This window comes from Streptomyces sp. NPDC002790 (genome assembly GCF_040295505.1).
GTDB lineage: Bacteria > Actinomycetota > Actinomycetes > Streptomycetales > Streptomycetaceae > Streptomyces.
Genome location: NZ_JBEOVM010000027.1, coordinates 57,152 through 76,221 on the forward strand (window position 1 = coordinate 57,152; position 19,070 = coordinate 76,221).

The 19,070-nt window shown below is 69.7% G+C and carries 18 protein-coding genes and 1 pseudogene; 18 read left to right on the top strand and 1 reads right to left on the bottom strand.

Features of this window, described 5'->3' with window-relative positions; translation table 11 throughout:
* Positions 1-23: 23 nt before the first annotated feature.
* From lepB to ABT004_RS15530, 8 genes are all read left to right on the top strand, one after another.
* Positions 24-761 carry a signal peptidase I gene (gene lepB, locus ABT004_RS15495; protein WP_351336335.1) on the top strand — a complete coding sequence of 246 codons (738 nt, stop codon included), beginning with the start codon at positions 24-26 and terminating at the stop codon, positions 759-761.
* On the top strand, positions 754-1,266 hold the full coding sequence (locus tag ABT004_RS15500; protein ID WP_351336338.1) for an NUDIX hydrolase: 513 nt from the start codon (positions 754-756) through the stop codon (positions 1,264-1,266). The genes lepB and ABT004_RS15500 overlap by 8 nt, the downstream gene beginning before the upstream one ends.
* A gap of 55 nt (positions 1,267-1,321) precedes the next feature.
* Entirely contained in the window at positions 1,322-1,630 is a 309-nt protein-coding gene (locus tag ABT004_RS15505; protein WP_008737534.1) for a DUF2469 domain-containing protein, read from the top strand.
* A 111-nt stretch (positions 1,631-1,741) separates the two neighbouring features.
* A complete protein-coding gene (locus ABT004_RS15510; protein ID WP_351336341.1) occupies positions 1,742-2,134 on the top strand; it encodes a YraN family protein in 393 nt (130 codons plus the stop codon).
* Positions 2,134-3,756, top strand: coding sequence for a YifB family Mg chelatase-like AAA ATPase (locus ABT004_RS15515; protein ID WP_351336344.1), 1,623 nt, complete (start codon positions 2,134-2,136; stop codon positions 3,754-3,756). Before ABT004_RS15510 ends, ABT004_RS15515 begins: the two co-directional genes overlap by 1 nt.
* A gap of 120 nt (positions 3,757-3,876) precedes the next feature.
* The gene (gene dprA / locus ABT004_RS15520; protein ID WP_351336346.1) at positions 3,877-5,043 is read left to right on the top strand and encodes a DNA-processing protein DprA; all 1,167 of its coding nucleotides are present in this window, start codon (positions 3,877-3,879) and stop codon (positions 5,041-5,043) included.
* Positions 5,044-5,392: 349 nt separating this feature from the next.
* On the top strand, positions 5,393-6,235 hold the full coding sequence (whiG, locus tag ABT004_RS15525) for an RNA polymerase sigma factor WhiG (RefSeq protein ID WP_351336349.1): 843 nt from the start codon (positions 5,393-5,395) through the stop codon (positions 6,233-6,235).
* 138 nt (positions 6,236-6,373) lie between these two features.
* The gene (locus ABT004_RS15530; RefSeq protein WP_326015403.1) at positions 6,374-6,931 is read left to right on the top strand and encodes a TetR/AcrR family transcriptional regulator; all 558 of its coding nucleotides are present in this window, start codon (positions 6,374-6,376) and stop codon (positions 6,929-6,931) included.
* Between the two features lie 289 nt (positions 6,932-7,220).
* Here ABT004_RS15530 and ABT004_RS15535 read toward each other — a convergent pair.
* Positions 7,221-7,613: pseudogene (locus ABT004_RS15535) on the bottom strand (peptidoglycan DD-metalloendopeptidase family protein); the annotation flags it as partial.
* Between the two features lie 289 nt (positions 7,614-7,902).
* Between ABT004_RS15535 and rpsB the strand changes: the two are divergent.
* The 10 genes from rpsB (at position 7,903) to ABT004_RS15585 (ending at position 18,742) form a co-directional block, all read left to right on the top strand.
* The gene (gene rpsB, locus ABT004_RS15540; protein ID WP_351336352.1) at positions 7,903-8,850 is read left to right on the top strand and encodes a 30S ribosomal protein S2; all 948 of its coding nucleotides are present in this window, start codon (positions 7,903-7,905) and stop codon (positions 8,848-8,850) included.
* Between the two features lie 121 nt (positions 8,851-8,971).
* Positions 8,972-9,808 (top strand): translation elongation factor Ts, encoded by an 837-nt coding sequence (gene tsf, locus ABT004_RS15545; RefSeq protein WP_351336355.1) that lies wholly within the window; start codon positions 8,972-8,974, stop codon positions 9,806-9,808.
* Positions 9,809-9,979: 171 nt separating this feature from the next.
* Positions 9,980-10,759 (top strand): UMP kinase, encoded by a 780-nt coding sequence (pyrH, locus tag ABT004_RS15550; protein WP_351336357.1) that lies wholly within the window; start codon positions 9,980-9,982, stop codon positions 10,757-10,759.
* 155 nt (positions 10,760-10,914) lie between these two features.
* Entirely contained in the window at positions 10,915-11,472 is a 558-nt protein-coding gene (frr, locus tag ABT004_RS15555; protein WP_351336359.1) for a ribosome recycling factor, read from the top strand.
* Positions 11,473-11,504: 32 nt separating this feature from the next.
* On the top strand, positions 11,505-12,725 hold the full coding sequence (locus ABT004_RS15560; RefSeq protein WP_351336361.1) for a phosphatidate cytidylyltransferase: 1,221 nt from the start codon (positions 11,505-11,507) through the stop codon (positions 12,723-12,725).
* A 178-nt stretch (positions 12,726-12,903) separates the two neighbouring features.
* The gene (locus ABT004_RS15565) at positions 12,904-13,560 is read left to right on the top strand and encodes a YceI family protein (protein WP_351336363.1); all 657 of its coding nucleotides are present in this window, start codon (positions 12,904-12,906) and stop codon (positions 13,558-13,560) included.
* A 60-nt stretch (positions 13,561-13,620) separates the two neighbouring features.
* Positions 13,621-14,727 carry a dual-specificity RNA methyltransferase RlmN gene (gene rlmN, locus ABT004_RS15570; RefSeq protein ID WP_351336365.1) on the top strand — a complete coding sequence of 369 codons (1,107 nt, stop codon included), beginning with the start codon at positions 13,621-13,623 and terminating at the stop codon, positions 14,725-14,727.
* 243 nt (positions 14,728-14,970) lie between these two features.
* Positions 14,971-16,053 carry a thiamine ABC transporter substrate-binding protein gene (locus tag ABT004_RS15575; RefSeq protein ID WP_351336368.1) on the top strand — a complete coding sequence of 361 codons (1,083 nt, stop codon included), beginning with the start codon at positions 14,971-14,973 and terminating at the stop codon, positions 16,051-16,053.
* The gene (locus ABT004_RS15580; RefSeq protein ID WP_451188142.1) at positions 16,029-17,705 is read left to right on the top strand and encodes an ABC transporter permease; all 1,677 of its coding nucleotides are present in this window, start codon (positions 16,029-16,031) and stop codon (positions 17,703-17,705) included. Before ABT004_RS15575 ends, ABT004_RS15580 begins: the two co-directional genes overlap by 25 nt.
* Positions 17,705-18,742, top strand: a complete 1,038-nt coding sequence (locus ABT004_RS15585; RefSeq protein ID WP_351336373.1) for an ABC transporter ATP-binding protein — start codon at positions 17,705-17,707, stop codon at positions 18,740-18,742. Before ABT004_RS15580 ends, ABT004_RS15585 begins: the two co-directional genes overlap by 1 nt.
* The last annotated feature ends 328 nt before the right edge of the window (positions 18,743-19,070 follow it).

The following is a 19,070-nucleotide window of genomic DNA, read 5'->3' on the forward strand; positions in this document are numbered from 1 at the left end:
TCCGAACCGCGGGAGCAACTGGGATGAGCAGGACACGTCGTACGAATGAGGGTCACGGCAGGACCGGCAGCGCGCTGTCCGGTATAGCCGTGGCCCTCGGCTGTGTGTTGTTCCTGGGTGGGTTCGTCTGGGGCGCGATTCTGTACCAGCCGTACACCGTGCCCACCGACTCCATGGACCCGACGATCAAGGCGGGTGACCGGGTGCTCGCGGAGCGGATCGACGGCGGCGAGGTCAAGCGCGGCGATGTCGTCGTCTTCCAGGAGAACTCCTGGGGAAACGTTCCGATGGTCAAGCGCGTGGTCGGCGTCGGCGGTGACAAGATCGCCTGCTGCACGCAGAAGAAGCTGACCGTGAACGGCGAGCAGATCGACGAGCCGTACCTCCCGAAGGGTGAGAGCGCCTCACTTACCGGCATCAAGACGACGACCGTCCCGCAGGGCCGGCTCTTCCTGCTCGGCGACCACCGCGCCGACTCGCTGGACTCCAGCGCGCACATCGGTGACAGCGAGAACGGCTCGGTGGAGCGCGGCGCCGTACAGGGCCGCGTGGACGCCCTGGCGTGGCCCATGGCCGGGATGCAGAAGCCCACCGGGTTCGAGGCGCTGTCGGGCGGCATCTCGCAGCCGGGACCGGTGAAGACGGTGCTCGCGGCCATCGTGGCGGGCGCGGTACTGGTGCTCGGCGGAGCGGCGTACGGGCCGATCGCGAAGCGCTCACGGCGCTCGCGCGGGGCGTCCCCGGAGCCGGCCCGTGTCTGACCCCAGCCGCGAACCGCGCAAGGTCGCCCGCGTCGTGCTGCTCGACCCTGAGGAGCGGATCCTGCTCCTGCACGGGCACGAGCCGGGCGACATGGCGGACGACTGGTGGTTCACGCCGGGCGGCGGCCTGGAGGGCGACGAGACGCGTGAAGAGGCCGCCCTGCGGGAACTGGCAGAGGAGACCGGCATCACCGACGTGGAACTGGGGCCCGTGCTGTGGCAGCGAATCTGCTCCTTCCCCTTCGACGGTCGGCGCTGGGACCAGGACGAGTGGTACTTCCTGGCCCGTACGAGGACGCCCTCGGCGGAGCTCGGAGAGATCAAGGGGACGGGCCTGACCGACCTGGAGCGCCGCAGCGTCGCGGGAGCACGCTGGTGGACGTGCCGGGAACTGGCCGAGGCGCATGAGACGGTGTATCCGACCAGACTCGCCGGGCTGCTGAAGCGGCTGCTCGACGAAGGTCCCCCGAGCCGGCCCGAGGTCCTCGACACGGAAATCGTCTAGAGGCCCACGGGGCTGGCGCACAATAGGGGGACGCACGGCTGAAGGGGAACATGCCATGAGCGCCGAGGACCTCGAGAAGTACGAGACCGAGATGGAGCTGAAGCTCTACCGGGAGTACCGCGACGTCGTCGGTCTGTTCAAATACGTGATCGAGACCGAGCGGCGCTTCTACCTCACCAACGACTACGAGATGCAGGTGCACTCGGTCCAGGGCGAGGTGTTTTTCGAGGTGTCGATGGCGGATGCCTGGGTCTGGGACATGTACAGGCCCGCTCGTTTCGTGAAGCAGGTTCGCGTACTCACGTTCAAGGACGTGAATATCGAGGAGCTGAACAAGACCGATCTGGAGCTTCCGGGCAGCTGACCCGTGGGGCGCGCGGCGGGTGACGGAGTTTTCCACAACCTGTAAGTAGTTCACCAAGATCCACTTCTTTGCTGCCCGGGCGTCAGCGTGGGTGCCGGAGGTGGTGCCGACGTGAACGCACGGGGAGCACTGGGGAAGTACGGCGAGGATCTGGCCGCGAGGCGGCTGACCGAGGCGGGGATGACGGTGCTCGCGCGCAATTGGCGTGCGGGCAGGTCCGGCGAGATCGACATCGTGGCGCGGGACGGCGACGCGATCGTCGTGTGCGAGGTCAAGACCCGCAGCGGACACAGCGCCGGCGCACACAGCGGCGAGGCCGGGGCCTTCGAGCACCCGATGGCCGCGATCACACCGGTCAAGGCGGCGCGGCTGCGTGATCTCGCCGAGCGCTGGGTGCAGGAGCACGGGGGAGCGCCGCCCGGTGGCGTCCGCATCGATCTCATCGGCGTGCTGCTGCCGGAGCGCGGAGCGCCCTGCGTCGAGCATGTGCGAGGGGTGTCCTGATGGGCTTCGCGCGTACGTGTTCCGTGGCCCTCGTGGGAGTCGAGGGCGTCGTCGTCGAGGTACAGGCAGACCTGGAGCCGGGCATCGCCGCGTTCACGCTGGTGGGGCTGCCGGACAAGAGCCTGGTGGAGAGCCGCGACCGGGTCAGGGCGGCGGTGGTCAACTCCGGGGGTGACTGGCCGCAGAAGAAGCTCACGGTGGGGCTGAGCCCGGCGTCCGTGCCGAAGAGCGGTTCGGGTTTTGATCTCGCTGTCGCGTGCGCCGTGCTCGGCGCTGCCGAGCGGATCGATCCGAAGATCCTCGCCGACATCGTGATGATCGGGGAGCTGGGGCTCGACGGGCGGGTGCGGCCGGTACGGGGCGTGCTCCCGGCCGTACTCGCGGCGGCCGACGCCGGTTACGAGCAGGTCGTGGTCCCGGAGTGCACGGCCGGGGAGGCGGCCCTCGTGCCGGGGGTCTCGGTCCTCGGTGTGCGCAGCCTGCGTCAGCTCATCGCCGTGCTCACGGACGATCCGGTGCCGGACGAGGAGCCGGCGGAAGAGCGGGGGCGTCCCGATCCGATGCTGGCGGGCCTGAGCATGCCCGGCACCGGAGTGGGCACGGGGTTCGGCGGGGCCTCGCACGACGGGCCCGGGCTCGATCTCGCCGAGGTCGTCGGGCAGTTGTCCGCCCGCACGGCGATCGAGGTCGCGGCGGCGGGCGGACACCACGTGATGCTGTCGGGGCCACCGGGAGCGGGCAAGACGATGCTGGCCGAGCGGCTGCCCGCCATCCTGCCGCCGCTCACCCGTGAGGAGGCCCTGGAGGTCACCGCGATCCACTCGGTCGCGGGAATGCTGTCGCCGGGCACATCGATGATCGACACCGCGCCGTACTGCGCACCGCACCACTCGGCGACCATGCAGTCCCTCGTCGGGGGCGGGCCGGGGGTGGCGCGGCCTGGAGCGGTGTCGCTCTCGCATCGGGGTGTGCTGTTCCTCGACGAGGCACCTGAATTCAGTGGCAAGGCACTCGATGCCCTGCGCCAGCCCCTCGAGTCCGGGTACGTGGTGATCGCGCGCAGCGCCGGGGTGGTGCGGCTGCCCGCGCGGTTCCTGATGGCGCTCGCCGCGAACCCCTGCCCCTGCGGGCAGTACCGGCTGCTGGGCGGCGAGTGCGACTGCCCGCCGGCCACGGTCCGCCGCTACCAGGCCAGGCTCTCGGGGCCGCTGCTGGACCGGGTCGACCTCCGCGTGGAGGTCGACGCCGTCACACGCGACGCACTGGCGGGGTACGGGCCGCGGGGCGAGAGCACCAAGGTCGTCGCGGACCGGGTGCGGGAGGCCAGAGAGCGGGCGGCGGCCCGGTTCGCGGACACCCCGTGGCGGACCAACAGCGAGGTGCCGGGTCACGTCCTGCGCACCCGCTGGCCCGCGGCGCCCGGCGCGCTCGACGAGGCGGAGCTCGACCTGGAGCGCGGCTTCCTCACCGCGCGCGGTCTTGACCGGGTGCTGCGGGTGGCCTGGACCGTGGCCGACCTCGCCCGGCGGGACCGCCCCTTCGCCCAGGACGTGGCACTCGCGCTGCAACTACGGACCGGGATCTCACGCGGCGTGCCGATGACGATCGGGGCGGGGGCGTGACGGGGGCCGGGATCGTTCACGGGTCACGCCTTGCGCGGCGCCCGCGTGGGGGCCTGGGGATTGGGGTTCCGGGGATTGGGTCCGACGTGGGGCCCCGGCGATGAAGGAGGGAGGGGCGTGATGGGTGTGGGGAGTGGTGACGAGGTGCGGCTGGCGCGGGTGCGGCTCACGCGGATCGTGGAGCCGGGCTGGGAGGTCGCCGGGCAGTGGCTGCGCGAGTTCGGCGCCGTGGAGACGGTGCGGCGCATCGAGGCAGGAGGGACGGAGGAACCGCTGCCCGGGGCGCGGGCAGAACGCTGGGCGGGGCTCGTCGCGCGGGCCGCGGACGCGCCGCCCGCCGAGCGGGATCTCGCGCGGGCGACGGCGGCCGGGGCGCGGTTCGTGTGTCCGGGAGACGCCGAGTGGCCAGGACAGTTGGACGACCTGGGGGACGGGCGGCCGGTGGGGCTCTGGGTGCGGGGCGGGCCCAACCTGCGGATGTGGGCGCTGCGCTCGGTCGCCGTGGTGGGCGCGCGGGCCTGCACGGACTACGGGGTGCGGATGGGCGCGAGCCTCGGCGCAGGACTCGCCGAGCGTGGCTGGGTCGTCGTCTCGGGCGGGGCCTACGGGGTCGACGCCGCCGCGCATCGTGGGGCGCTCGGTGCGACCGGGGCGACGGTGGCCGTGCTCGCCTGCGGCATCGACCGGATCTACCCGCGGGGGCACGCCCAGTTGATCGACCGGGTCGCGGAACAGGGACTCGTGATCGGGGAGTTGCCGCCCGGGGACCATCCGACGCCCACCCGGTTCATCCTCCGGAACCGGGTGATCGCGGCGCTCACCAGAGGAACGGTCGTGGTGGAGGCGGCCTATCGCAGCGGAGCGCTGGGCACGGTCCGCTGGGCGCAGCGCCTCGGGCGGCACGCCATGGGCGTTCCGGGGCCGGTGACCAGCAGCGTCTCCGCGGGAGTGCATGAACTGCTGCGCAAGGAAGCGGTGCTGGTGACCGACGCGGCGGAAGTCGTGGAGCTGGTCGGGGAGATGGGCGAGCTCGCCCCCGAGCGGCGTGGACCGGTGCTGCCCCGCGATCTGCTGCCACCCGGTGCGGCGCGGGTGCTCGCCGCGCTTCCCGCCCACGGGGTGTGCAGCGTCGCCGAGGCCGGCCGCGGCGCGGGGGCGAGCCAGGACGAGACGATCGGGAGGTTGTACGAACTGCGCTCGTTGGGGTTCGTCGAACGACACGGCGACGGCTGGCAGTTGACACGCCAGGCGATCGATTCGGTCTTTCCCGGAGGGGAGCTGTTCTGACGCGGTGCGTTGCGCCGTCCGGATGACCCCCGATGGCCTTGGCAATTCCGGCAGTTGGCGCTCCGTCGTGATTGGCCGGGGCGACGGAACCGTCCACGCGAGGCGACGAAGGGAACGTATCTGCGCAACGGTGATCTCCCACCCTTCGCACACTGCGACGCTCCAGTCACGCTACGCTCACCAGGATCCGGGTTCGTCCCCTCCATCCGGAATCAGGTGGGTAGCTCGGTACCAGTCATCACCAGACGGGCAACACGGCATCTTCACAGGCAGAGCGATCACAGCGACCAGTACGTCAAGCACCCTCGGTTTCCTGGGGACGCAGCAGCAGAACGGCACAAGGCGGCGCATGCCACAACACACCTCAGGGTCCGACCGGGCGGCGGTACCCCCCGCCGCGCGCGGCTCCAGCGTGCGGCCTCCGGCTCCCTCCTCCCTCGAGGAGCTGTGGAGGTCGTACAAGGCGACGGGCGACGAGCGGCTGCGGGAGCAGCTGATCCTGCACTACTCGCCGCTGGTGAAGTACGTGGCGGGCCGGGTCAGCGTGGGGCTGCCGCCCAATGTGGAGCAGGCGGACTTCGTCTCGTCCGGGGTCTTCGGGCTCATCGACGCGATCGAGAAGTTCGACATCGAGCGGGAGATCAAGTTCGAGACGTACGCGATCACCCGGATCCGCGGCGCGATGATCGACGAACTGCGCGCGCTGGACTGGATTCCCCGGTCCGTGCGGCAGAAGGCGCGCAACGTGGAGCGCGCCTACGCCACCCTCGAGGCCCAGCTGCGGCGCACTCCTTCCGAGAGCGAGGTGGCCGCGGAGATGGGGGTCGCGCTCGAGGAACTGCACGCGGTTTTCAGTCAGTTGTCGCTGGCGAACGTGGTGGCGCTGGAGGAGTTGCTGCACGTCGGGGGCGAGGGCGGCGGTGACCGGCTCAGCGTCCTGGACACGCTCGAGGACCACGCCGCGGACAACCCGGTGGAGGTCGCGGAGGACCGGGAGCTGCGGCGCTTCCTGGCGCGGGCGATCAATACGCTGCCGGAGCGCGAGAAGACCGTCGTCACGCTCTACTACTACGAGGGCCTGACGCTGGCCGAGATCGGGAACGTGCTCGGGGTCACGGAGAGCAGGGTCAGCCAGATCCACACGAAGTCCGTGCTGCAGCTGCGGGCGAAGCTGGCGAGTTTCGGGCGGTGAGGGGGCGTGGCCCCGCGGTCCGGCGAATCGTGCCTGCCGCGTGCCCGACTCCGGTCGGCGCCCCTGAGGCCCTACCGGCTCCCGTCGCGGGCCGTCTCTTCGTAAAGTGGAGACGTGCCTAGGATTCGAGCGGCCTCCGTGGCCGAGCACCGGTCGATGCAGCGCGGCGCCCTTCTGGACGCGGCGCGTTCCCTGTTGTCCGAGGGCGGGACGGACGCGCTGACGTTCCCCGCGCTCGCGGAGCGGACGGGGCTCGCGCGCTCGTCCGTCTATGAATACTTCAAGTCGCGCGCGGCCGTGGTCGAGGAGCTGTGCGAGGTCGACTTCCCGGTGTGGGCCGCGGAGGTCGAGGCCGGGATGGCGCGCGCCGATACGCCCGAGGGCAAGGTCGAGGCGTATGTGCGGGAGCAGTTGGCGCTGGTGGGGGACCGGCGGCACCGGGCGGTCGTCGCCATCTCCGCGAGCGAGTTGGACGCCGGGGCGCGGGAGAAGATCCGGGCCGCGCACGGCGGGCTCGTCGCGATGATCGTCGAGGCGCTCGAGCAGATGGGGCATGCGCAGCCCCGGCTCGCCGCGATGCTGGTCCAGGGTGTGGTGGACGCGGCCGTGCGCAGGATCGAGCTGGGGGCCGCGGAGGAGCCCGGCGTGATCGTGGACGCGGCCGTGGGTATGGCGCTGCGGGGCGTTCGCGGCTGAGTCCGGCCCGGACCCGGCGTTCGTGTTGCGCGGCACCGGGGTCCTGTAGCGGTGCCGTGGTCGGCGCCCCCGTGAGCGTTACGCGGCACCGCACCCCGTCTTGCCCACCCTGCCGCCCAAGGCGGCAGATTGCCCAAGGCGGGGTGCGGCCGACGGATTGTGCCCACCCCCACACCGGCAGCAGCCGCGACGGGCGGCCGCGTAGTGCCGATGCGTCCAGCAAGGACAGGGGGTCCAGATATGTCGCGGCTCGGCGCAGGCCCCAGTGGAGGCACGACGGGGATGCGGGAGGGCAGTGGCCTGTGGGGAGTTGGAGGGTGCCCACGACCTCGCCCGCTGTGACCTCGGCCCCCCGTTTCACCAGCGGTGTCACCGGTTCGTACGTCGTGCGCAGAGGCGGGTCGCCGGTGTCCGAGAGTGCGACGGAGAGCACACCCCTGCCCGCGATCTCTCCCGCGAAGGAGACCCGGCCGTCGGCGACCGCGTGTACGGGGGCGTCGATGGGGGCCGCCAGGTCGACGCCGCGGTGGCCGGGGCCGTAGGGCGAAGCCGGCGGTGCCCAGGGCCGGACCACCCGTGGCCGCTCGCCCACCGGCCAGAGGTGGGCGTCACCCGCCCAGGCCGCAGGGCCGAGGACCGCGAGCAGGACCCCCGCCATCATCACCGTGAGTAGTTTTCGCATGGCGCTCAGGTTCCCCGGCGGAGCGGCCCCGCGGGGATCATGGCCGGGAAACGTGGACTACCGAGCGGTTGTGGACAGCGGCGTCACCCGGTACCTCGCGGGTCCCGTACACTTCATGTGGCGATCCGGCCCACCGGATCGACTTCGCACGCCCCGACACCGGCCCTCACAGGTTTCGTGTCAGTGGCCTATCGGTCCCGTACGACCGCCTCGCAAGAGCGCGAGCGTACGCGGCAGGCACACGCAGTGGGCGTCAGGAAACAACCGAGAACACCAGAGGAGTACGGCCATGGCCGTCGTCACGATGCGGGAGCTGCTGGAAAGCGGCGTCCACTTCGGTCACCAGACCCGTCGTTGGAACCCGAAGATGAAGCGCTTCATCTTCACGGAGCGCAACGGCATCTACATCATCGACCTTCTCCAGTCGCTGTCGTACATCGACCGCGCCTACGAGTTCGTCAAGGAGACCGTCGCCCACGGCGGCACGGTCATGTTCGTCGGCACGAAGAAGCAGGCGCAGGAAGCCATCGCCGAGCAGGCGACCCGCGTCGGCATGCCCTACGTGAACCAGCGCTGGCTGGGCGGCATGCTCACCAACTTCTCGACCGTCTACAAGCGTCTGCAGCGCCTCAAGGAGCTCGAGCAGATCGACTTCGAGGACGTCGCCGCGTCCGGTCTCACCAAGAAGGAGCTTCTCGTGCTCTCGCGCGAGAAGGCCAAGCTGGAGAAGACCCTCGGTGGTATCCGCGAGATGTCCAAGGTGCCCAGCGCCGTCTGGATCGTGGACACCAAGAAGGAGCACATCGCTGTCGGCGAGGCCCGGAAGCTCAACATTCCGGTCGTCGCGATCCTCGACACGAACTGTGACCCCGACGAGGTCGACTACAAGATCCCGGGCAACGACGACGCGATCCGCTCCGTCACCCTGCTCACCCGCGTGATCGCCGACGCCGTCGCCGAGGGCCTCATCGCCCGCTCCGGCGTGGCCACGGGCGACCAGAAGCCGGGCGAGAAGGCCGCCGGCGAGCCCCTCGCCGAGTGGGAGCGCGACCTGCTCGAGGGCGAGAAGAAGGCCGACGACAAGGCTGAGGCGAAGCCCGCCGAGGCCGAGGTCAAGACCGAGGACAAGGCCGAGGAGAAGGCTGCGGAGGCCCCGGCCGCCGAGGCTGCCGCCCCCGCCGAGGCCCCGGCTGAGGCCCCCGTCGAGGCTCCGGCCGCGGACGCCGAGCAGGCCTGACCCGCACGGGATTCGGTTTCATGAGGTGACGGCGGGGGTCGACTGCGACCCCCGCCTTCACCCGTAACCGTCACCTTCGTTCTCACACTGCTTCAGACTTCGTAGAGAGAAAACCAGGATCATGGCGAACTACACCGCCGCTGACGTCAAGAAGCTCCGCGAGCTCACGGGCGCCGGCATGATGGACTGCAAGAAGGCGCTCGACGAGGCCGACGGCAGCGTCGACAAGGCCGTCGAGGCCCTGCGCATCAAGGGCCAGAAGGGCGTCGCCAAGCGCGAGGGCCGTTCCGCCGAGAACGGCGCGGTCGTCTCCCTCATCGCCGACGACAACACCTCCGGTGTCCTCGTCGAGCTGAAGTGCGAGACGGACTTCGTCGCCAAGAGCCCGAAGTTCCAGGCCGTCGCCGACCAGCTGGTCGCCCACGTCGCCAAGACGGCCCCGGCCGACCTCGAGGCGCTGCTCGCCTCCGAGATCGAGGCCGGCAAGACCGTCCAGGCCTTCGTCGACGAGGCCAACGCCAACCTCGGCGAGAAGATCGTCCTGGACCGCTTCGCGCAGTTCTCGGGCGCGTACGTCGCTTCCTACATGCACCGCACCATGCCCGACCTGCCCCCGCAGATCGGTGTTCTGGTCGAGCTGGACAAGGCCGACGCCGAGCTGGCCAAGGGCATCGCTCAGCACATCGCCGCCTTCGCGCCGAAGTACCTCACCCGTGAGGACGTTCCGGCCGAGATCGTCGAGTCCGAGCGTCGCGTCGCCGAGGAGACCACGCGCGCCGAGGGCAAGCCGGAGGCCGCGCTCCCGAAGATCGTCGAGGGTCGCGTCAACGGCTTCTTCAAGGAGGCCACGCTGCTCGGTCAGCCGTACGCCCTCGACAACAAGAAGTCCGTCGAGAAGGTCCTCCAGGAGGCCGGTGTCACCCTGAAGCGCTTCTCGCGCATCAAGGTCGGCATCTGAGTCAGTACCGCGCCAGACGCGAGACCCCGCTAGGGTCGACAGCAGTCGTCCGGGAACGCGCCGGACGACCGCAGTTGTGACGAGGAGGCCATTGCCGCGCATGGGATGCGAACCACCCCATCGGCAGTGGCCTTCTTCGTATGTGTGCCAAGTAAAAGAGGCGAGAATCCCATGACCACCACCCAGGCCGACACAGCCGATAAAGGCGACAAGAGCGACGAAGGCAAAGGCGCGGGGCGCTTTCTGCTGAAGCTTTCCGGTGAGGCGTTCGCCGGGGGCGGGGGTCTGGGCGTCGACCCCGACGTGGTGCACGCCATTGCCCGTGAGATCGCGGCCGTCGTACGGAGCGGCTACCAGATCGCCGTCGTCATCGGCGGCGGCAACTTCTTCCGCGGCGCCGAACTGCAGCAGCGCGGCATGGACCGCGCCCGCAGCGACTACATGGGCATGCTCGGCACCGTCATGAACTGCCTGGCCCTCCAGGACTTCCTGGAGAAGGAGGGCATCGACTGCCGCGTGCAGACCGCCATCACCATGGGGCAGGTCGCCGAGCCGTACATCCCGCTGCGCGCCGTGCGGCACCTGGAGAAGGGCCGCGTCGTCATCTTCGGCGCCGGTATGGGCATGCCGTACTTCTCCACCGACACCACCGCCGCGCAGCGCGCCCTGGAGATCGACGCCCAGGCGCTGCTCATGGGTAAGAACGGGGTCGACGGCGTCTACGACTCGGACCCGAAGACCAACCCCGAGGCCGTGAAGTTCGACGGGCTCAGCTACGGCGAGGTCATCACCCGCGACCTGAAGGTCGCCGACATGACCGCGATCACCCTGTGCCGCGACAACAAGCTGCCGATCCTCGTCTTCGAGCTCATCACGTCGGGCAATATCGCCCGTGCCGTCAAGGGTGAGAAGATCGGGACCCTCGTAGGCGAAGAGGGCACCCGCGCCTGACCCCCTTCCGTCCCCCGGGAGCCCTGTGTCCTCGAAGGTTCCCCGAGGGATGGACAATGTCCTGCCGGTCGGACACCGTGCAGGAAAGACCGCGACGCAGCCGACCGCGCCCCCGTGCCCGGCCGGGCCTCACTCAAGACACGCAGGAGCAAGTGGTGATCGAAGAGACCCTCCTCGAGGCCGAGGAAAAGATGGAGAAGGCCGTCGTCGTCGCCAAGGAGGACTTCGCCGCGATCCGCACAGGACGTGCGCACCCGGCGATGTTCAACAAGATCGTCGCCGACTACTACGGCGCGCTGACGCCGATCAACCAGCTGGCCTCGTTCTCGGTACCCGAGCCGCGGATGGCCGTGGTGACCCCGTTCGACAAGAGCGCGCTGCGCAACATCGAGCAGGCGATCCGCGACTCCGACCTCGGCGTCAACCCGAGCAATGACGGAAGCATTATCCGGGTGAACTTCCCGGAGCTCACCGAAGAGCGCCGCCGCGACTACATCAAGGTCGCCAAGGCCAAGGCGGAGGACAGCAAGGTGTCCATCCGCTCGGTGCGCCGCAAGGCCAAGGAAGTCATCGACAAGGCGATCAAGGACGGCGACGTCGGCGAGGACGAGGGCCGGCGCGGCGAGAAGGAACTGGACGACACCACCACGAAGTACGTGGCCCAGGTGGACGAGCTGCTCAAGCACAAGGAAGCCGAGCTGCTCGAAGTCTGAGCGAGCGCGGAAGATCGAGGTTCGAGGAATCCGTGAACGACTCTTCCTGGGGTGCGCCGACCGGGCCCGGACAGTGGGGACCGACCGACGGCCAAGGGTCCGCCCCTGGTCAGGGGCCCGCGTACGGGCAGGTGCCGGCGTACGGCCAAGAGCCGTCGTACAACCAAGGGCCGCCGTACGACCACGGGCGCGCTCCGGCGGGTCCCGCGTACGAACGGCACGCGGTCGATGAGACTCGGCCCATGCCCATCGTGCCCGATATGCCTGATACGCCTTCTGGTGACGGAACGCCTTCCGGTGACGGAAGGGGCGGCGACCAGGACGACCGGGGGGTCGCTCGGCTGAGTGGTCCCCTGTTCCGCGACGAGGCGCCCGTCCTGCCGGAGCCCGCCCCGTCCGCGGAGCCTTCGGGGTCCTCGCAGTCCGTACCGCGCAAGAAGAAGAGCGCGGGCCGGGACCTCGGATCGGCCATAGGTGTCGGCGTCGGGCTCGGTGCGGTGGTCATCGCTTCGCTCTTCGTCGTCAAGGCCGTGTTCGTCGGCGTGATAGCGGTCGCCGTCGTCGTCGGCCTGTGGGAGCTGACCTCGCGGCTCGAGGAGCGCAAGGGCATCAGGGCGCCGCTCGTGCCGCTCGCCGTCGGCGGCGCGGCCATGGTGGTGGCCGGCTACGTACGGGGCGCCGAGGGCGCCTGGGTGGCGATGGCGCTGACCGCTCTCGCGGTCCTCGTGTGGCGGATGACGGAGCCTCCCGAGGGGTACCTGAAGGACGTCACGGCGGGGGTCTTCGCGGCCTTCTACGTGCCGTTCCTCGCGACCTTCGTGGCGATGATGCTCACCGCGGACGACGGGGCGTGGCGCGTGCTCACGTTCCTGATCCTCACGGTCGTCAGCGACACCGGCGCGTACGCGGTCGGCTGGCGCTTCGGCAAGCACAAACTCGCGCCGCGCATCAGCCCCGGCAAGACCCGCGAGGGGCTGCTGGGCGCCGTCTCGTTCGCCATGGTGGCGGGCGTGCTGTGCATGCAGTTCCTGGTGGACGACGGCACGTGGTGGCAGGGCCTCGTCATGGGCGCGCTCGTCGCGGCCAGCGCGACCCTCGGTGACCTCGGCGAGTCCATGATCAAGCGGGACCTCGGGATCAAGGACATGGGGACGCTGCTGCCGGGCCACGGCGGGATCATGGATCGGCTCGACTCCCTGCTGCCGACGGCCCCGGTCGTATGGCTGCTTCTGGTGCTGTTCGTCGGTTCCTGAGCCCCTGACGAACGCTGAGGCCTCTTAAGAACGCCCACGCGAGAGCCCCCGTCCGTAACCGGACGGGGGCTCTTCGTATCCGCCCCTGCGAGAGATGTGAAGACCTGTTCGCGAAGGTGGGCGGGTTCGTTGAGGGGGGCTTGCGGGTGTTCTTTACGCTCAAGTAACAACATGCCTCATGAACATTTTCGGTCGCAGCTTCTCATCCCGGCGCGCAGAGGGATCCGCTGCTCCGGGGGCCGCCGGCACCGCGCTACTGCCCGACCCGGCCGGCCACGACCCGTCCATGGCGGCGCTCACCGGCAGTTGGATGGTCGACCCGGCGCACAGCAGGATCGGGTTCTCCGTCCGGCACGCCATGGTGACCACCGTGCGCGGGGCCTTCACGGAGTACCAGAGCCGCCTCTACTTCGACGGCGACGACCCGTCCCGCTCGTCCGCCGAGCTCGTCCTCGCCACGTCGAGCGTCGACACCGGTGTCGAGCAGCGGGACGCCCACGTGATGGGCCGTGACTTCCTGAACGCCTCCCAGTACCCGCGGATGACCTTCAAGAGCACCGCGGTGGAACTGGCGGGCGACGATGTCTACCGGATGCACGGCGACCTCACCATCAAGGACGTCGCCCGCCCCGTCGTCCTCGAACTCACCTACATCGGCTTCGTCACGGACGCCTTCGGCGACGAACGCGTCGGCTTCGACGGCACCACCACCATCAACCGCACCGACTGGGGCCTGATGTACAACGCGCGCCTCGCCCAGGGCGGCAACATGGTCAGCGACAAGGTCCGCCTCCAGTTCGACATCGCGGCCATCCGCACCCCGTCGGGCCCCTGATCGCCCCTGATCCCACGGGCGCGCAGGCCACCCTCGTAGATCTGCGACACTGGATGGGCTATGCCTAAGCCCGGAGAACTCACGTTTGTCGCCCCCCGCGGAGCCAAGAAGCCGCCGCGGCACCTTGCTGATCTTTCGCCTGCTGAGCGGAAGGAAGCCGTTGCCGCGATCGGTGAGAAGCCGTTTCGCGCCAAGCAGCTCTCGCAGCACTACTTCGCGCGGTACGCGCACGATCCCGCGGAGTGGACCGACATCCCCGCGGGGTCGCGCGAGAAGCTGCGGGAGGCGTTGCTGCCGGAGCTGATGACCGTCGTGCGGCATCTGTCGACCGACCAGGACACCACGCGCAAGACGCTGTGGAAGCTGTTCGACGGGACGCTCGTGGAGAGCGTGCTCATGCGGTACCCGGATCGCGTGACGATGTGTATCTCGTCGCAGGCGGGCTGCGGCATGAACTGTCCGTTCTGTGCCACCGGGCAGGCCGGGCTCGACCGGAATCTGTCGACCGGCGAGATCGTGCATCAGATTGTTGATGGGATGCGCGCGCTGCGGGACGGGGAGATTCCCGGCGGCCCGGCCCGGCTCTCCAACATCGTGTTCATGGGCATGGGCGAGCCGCTCGCCAACTACAAGCGGGTCATCCAGGCCATTCGCGCGCTCACCGACCCGGAGCCGGACGGGGTCGGGCTCAGTCAGCGCGGCATCACCGTGTCGACGGTCGGGCTGGTGCCCGCCATCAACCGGTTCACCGATGAGGGGCTGAAGTGCCGGCTCGCGATTTCGTTGCACGCTCCTGACGACGAGCTGCGCGACACCCTCGTACCCGTGAACACGCGGTGGAACGTGCGGGAGGTGCTCGACGCCGGGTTCGAGTACTCCGCGAAGTCCGGGCGTCGGCTGTCCATCGAGTACGCACTCATCCGGGACATCAACGACCAGGCATGGCGTGGTGACCGGCTCGGGCGGATGCTCAAGGGGAAGCCCGTGCATGTGAACCTGATTCCGCTGAATCCGACTCCCGGCTCGAAGTGGACCGCCTCGCGCCCCGAGGACGAGAAGGCCTTCGTCAACGCGATCGCCGCGCACGGCGTCCCCGTGACCGTCCGGGACACCCGTGGCCAGGAGATCGACGGAGCCTGTGGACAGTTGGCGGCCACCGAGAGGTAGCCTGGCCATCATCAGTAAGTACGACAACTGAATCTGCATTCCGACAGGGGAGCGCCACAGCGCTGAGAGTGCGGCATCGGCCGCAGACCCTCTGAACCTTGCCCGGGTCATTCCGGGTAGGAAGTTCGGACACCACTCAAGCTGTTGCGCCCTGCCCGGAGCCCTGGCCGTCCTTGCCAATGGACTGTCGAAGGCTCCGGGCAGGGCCGCGTCTTCTCCTGGTCACTCCCAGGAGGAATTCAAGTGAGCAAGAAGGCGTACGTCGCCGTGGTCGTGGGGCTCGGGCTCGTCACGTTGTCCGCGTGCGGGTCGTCGGGCGGTGGCTCCGGTGCCGCGGGTGGGGACTCCAAGACCGTGACCCTCGTGAGTCACGATTCGTGGGCTGTCTCGAAGGGTGTGCTGAAGGACTTCGAGAAGCGCTCCGGGTACAAGGTCAGGGTCCTCAAGGACGGGGATGCCGGCGAGGCCGTCAACAAGGCGATCCTGTCCAAGGACAACCCACAGGGCGACGTCTTCTTCGGCGTCGACAACACCCTGCTCTCGCGTGCGCTCGACAATGGAATCTTCTCCTCGTACAAGGCCAAGGGGCTTGATGAGGTGAGGAGCGAGTATCAGCTCGACAAGGGGAAGGCGCGCGTTACCCCCGTCGATACCGGGTCGCTCTGCGTCAATTACGACAAGGCGTACTTCAAGAAGCATGATCTGGCGCCGCCCTCGTCCTTCGCCGATCTCGCCAAGCCTGCCTACAAGAACCTGCTGGTCACGGAGAACGCGGCCACTTCGTCGCCCGGTCTCGGCTTCCTGCTCGGGTCCGCCGCGAAGTACGGCGACGACGGCTGGCAGCCGTACTGGAAGAAGCTGAAGGCCAACGGGCTCAAGGTCGTGGACGGCTGGGACCAGGCGTACAACGAGGAGTTCAGCGGAAGCGCCGGCGGGAAGAAGGCCGGCGGTGACCGGCCGCTCGTCGTGTCGTACGCGTCCTCGCCGCCCGCCGAGGCCGTGTTCGCCGATCCGCAGCCGAAGACCTCGCCGGTCGGGGTCGCGAAGGGGACCTGTTTCCAGCAGGTCGAGTTCGCGGGGCTGCTCGACGGGGCGAAGAACGAGAAGGGCGGCAAGGCGCTGCTCGACTTCCTGGTCTCGAAGAAGTTCCAGGAGGACATGCCGCTCAACATGTTCGTCGACCCGGTGACCAAGAACGCGAGTGCGCCCGCCGATTACACCAAGTACGCGGTGCAGATCGACGATCCGGAGACCATGAGCCCGCGCAAGATCGCGGACAACCGGGACGACTGGGTGAAGTCGTGGACGTCGCTCGTACTGAAGTAGTCGCCCCGCAAAGAGGGAGCGCGGCGCGGCTCGGGCTCATGGCCCTGCCTGTCGTGTTCTTCGGGCTGTTCTTCGCCTACCCGGTCGTCGCGATCGTCGAGCGCGGGCTGCACGTCGACGGTGGCTGGCAGCTCGGGCGGATCCTGGACGTGCTCGGGCAGTCCGACATCCGGCACGTGCTGTGGTTCACGGTGTGGCAGGCGGTGGCGTCGACCCTTCTTACGCTGTTGATCGCGCTGCCGGGGGCGTATGTCTTCGCCCGGTTCGAGTTCCCGGGCAAGCAGGTGCTGCGGGCCGTCGTCACCGTGCCGTTCGTGCTGCCGACCGTGGTCGTGGGGACGGCGTTTCTCGCGCTCGTCGGCAAGGGCGGGTTGCTCGATGAGGTGTGGGGCGTGCGGCTCGACACGACCGTGTGGGCGATTCTGCTGGCGCATGTCTTCTTCAATTACGCGGTTGTGGTGCGGACTGTTGGCGGGCTTTGGGCGCAGCTCGATCCGCGGCAGGAGGAGGCCGCGCGGATGCTCGGTGCCTCGCGGTTCGCGGCTTGGCGGAGGGTGACGTTGCCGGCGCTCGGGCCCGCTGTCGCGGCTGCGGCGTTGATGGTGTTTCTGTTTACGTTCACGTCGTTCGGTGTCGTGCAGATTCTGGGCGGGCCGGGGTTCTCGACTCTTGAGGTCGAGATTTATCGGCAGACCGCGCAGATCTTCGATCTGTCCACTGCCGCCGTGCTGAGCATCGTGCAGTTCGTCGCCGTAGGGCTGATTCTTGGCGTTCATGCGTGGACCGTGCGGCGGCGGGAGAGCGCGTTGCGGCTCGTCGATGCCGCGCATACGGCGCGCAGGCCGCGTGGGGCCGGGCAGTGGGCGCTCTTGGGCGGGGTGCTGGCGTGCGTCGCCCTGCTGATCGTGCTGCCGCTCGGGGTGCTCGTCGAGCGCTCGCTCGACGCTCCGGGCGGGTACGGGTTCGGGTACTTCCGGGCGCTCACGGACGCCGACGGCGGGACCTTCCTCGTGCCGCCGATCGACGCGATCTGGAATTCGCTGGAGTACGCGCTCGCCGCCACGGCCATCGCCGTGGTGATCGGCGGGCTCGCCGCCGCGGCGCTCACCCGGCGTGCGGGTCGGCTCGTGCGCGGGTTCGACGCGCTGCTGATGCTGCCGCTGGGGGTGTCGGCGGTGACCGTCGGGTTCGGGTTCCTGATCACGCTCGACGAGCCGCCGCTCGACCTGCGGTCCACGTGGATTCTGGTGCCGCTCGCGCAGGCGCTCGTCGGGGTGCCGTTCGTGGTGCGGACGATGCTGCCGGTGCTGCGGGCCGTCGACGGGCGGCTCCGGGAGGCCGCCGCCGTGCTCGGGGCCTCGCCGCTGCGGGCCTGGCGGGAGGTCGACCTGCCGATGGTGCGGCGGGCGCTGCTCGTCGCGGCCGGGTTCGCGTTCGCCGTGTCGCTCGGAGAGTTCGGGGCGACCGTGTTCATCGCGCGGCCCGACAATCCGACGCTGCCGGTCGCCGTGGCCCGGCTGCTGGGGCGGGTGGGTGACCTCAACTACGGGCAGGCGATGGCGCTTTCGACCGTGCTGATGGTCGTCTGTGCGGCCTCGTTGCTCGCCCTTGAACGGATTCGGCCCGCCAAGGCCTCGACCGGGGAGTTCTGATGTCGCTGCTGGAATTGGACGACGCGACCGTACGGTTCGGTGGGCGCGCCGTGCTGGACGACGTGGCTCTGGAGGTGGCCGAGCACGAGATCGTATGCGTGCTCGGGCCCAGCGGCAGCGGCAAGTCGACGCTGCTGAGAGCTGTCGCGGGGCTGCAACCCCTGGACGGCGGGCGGGTGTTGCTCGGCGGCGCCGACCAGGCCGGGGTGCCCGCGCACAAGCGGGGCGTCGGCCTGATGTTCCAGGACCACCAGCTGTTCCCGCAGCGCGATGTGGGGCAGAATGTCGGCTTCGGGCTGCGGATGCACGGTGCGGGCAAGCGTGAACAGGCGGATCGTGTACGGGAGTTGCTGGGGCTCGTCGGGCTGCCCGGCGCCGAGCGGCGTGCGGTGGGCGCGTTGTCCGGCGGGGAGCAGCAGCGGGTCGCGCTCGCGCGGGCGCTCGCGCCGCGGCCGCGGTTGCTGATGCTGGACGAGCCGCTCGGGCAGCTCGACCGGACGCTCCGCGAGCGGCTGGTCGTCGAACTGCGGGAACTATTCGGCGAGTTGGGGACGACGGTGCTCGCCGTCACGCACGACCAGGGGGAGGCCTTCGCGCTCGCCGACCGGGTTGTGGTGATGCGGGACGGGCGGATCGCCCAGAGCGGTACGCCACTTGAGGTGTGGCAGCAGCCGGCGGACGAGTTCGTGGCGCGGTTCCTCGGGTTCGACAACGTGGTGGAGGCGACGGTGACCGGGGCGGTCGCGGATACGCCGTGGGGGAAGGTTCCGGTGCCGGAGGGGTCGGAGCAGGGGGAGTGCCGGCTCCTCGTGCGGCCCGCGGGTGTACGCCTCGTGCCTGCCGCCGAGGCCCAGCTGACCTGTGCCGTGACCGGGCGCACCTTCCGGGGTACGCACGTCGCGCTGCACCTGCAACCGGGGGATGCGCCGCGCCTGGAGGCGGCCTGCGCGTTGCGCTCCGCGCCGGAGCCGGGGGATGCGGTCGGGGTCGCCTTCGACGCGGCGGAGATCGTGGTGCTGGGAGCGGAGACTTCTTAGCGCCACCGTTCTCGTTGCGCGGCACCGGGGTGCCGCCTTGCCCACCCTGCCGCCCAAGGCGGCAGATTGTCCAAGGCGGTGGCGGTTGACCGCGTCGGGTGGGGAGCCGATCAGGGGGGGCGGGTTGCCCAAGGCGAGGCAATTCAAGCCCCGCCGGCGTTTGAGGCGCGGGGTCCGGGGCGGAGCCCCGATCTTTCAAGCCCCGCTCTTGGACGAGAGCCAGCGGGGTCCGGGGCGGAGCCCCGAGGCGTAGGGGCGGTCGACCGTGTCGGGGGGGGGCGGGGGGGGGCCCCCCCCCGGGGGGGGCGTTGGGGGGGGTGGGATGTGA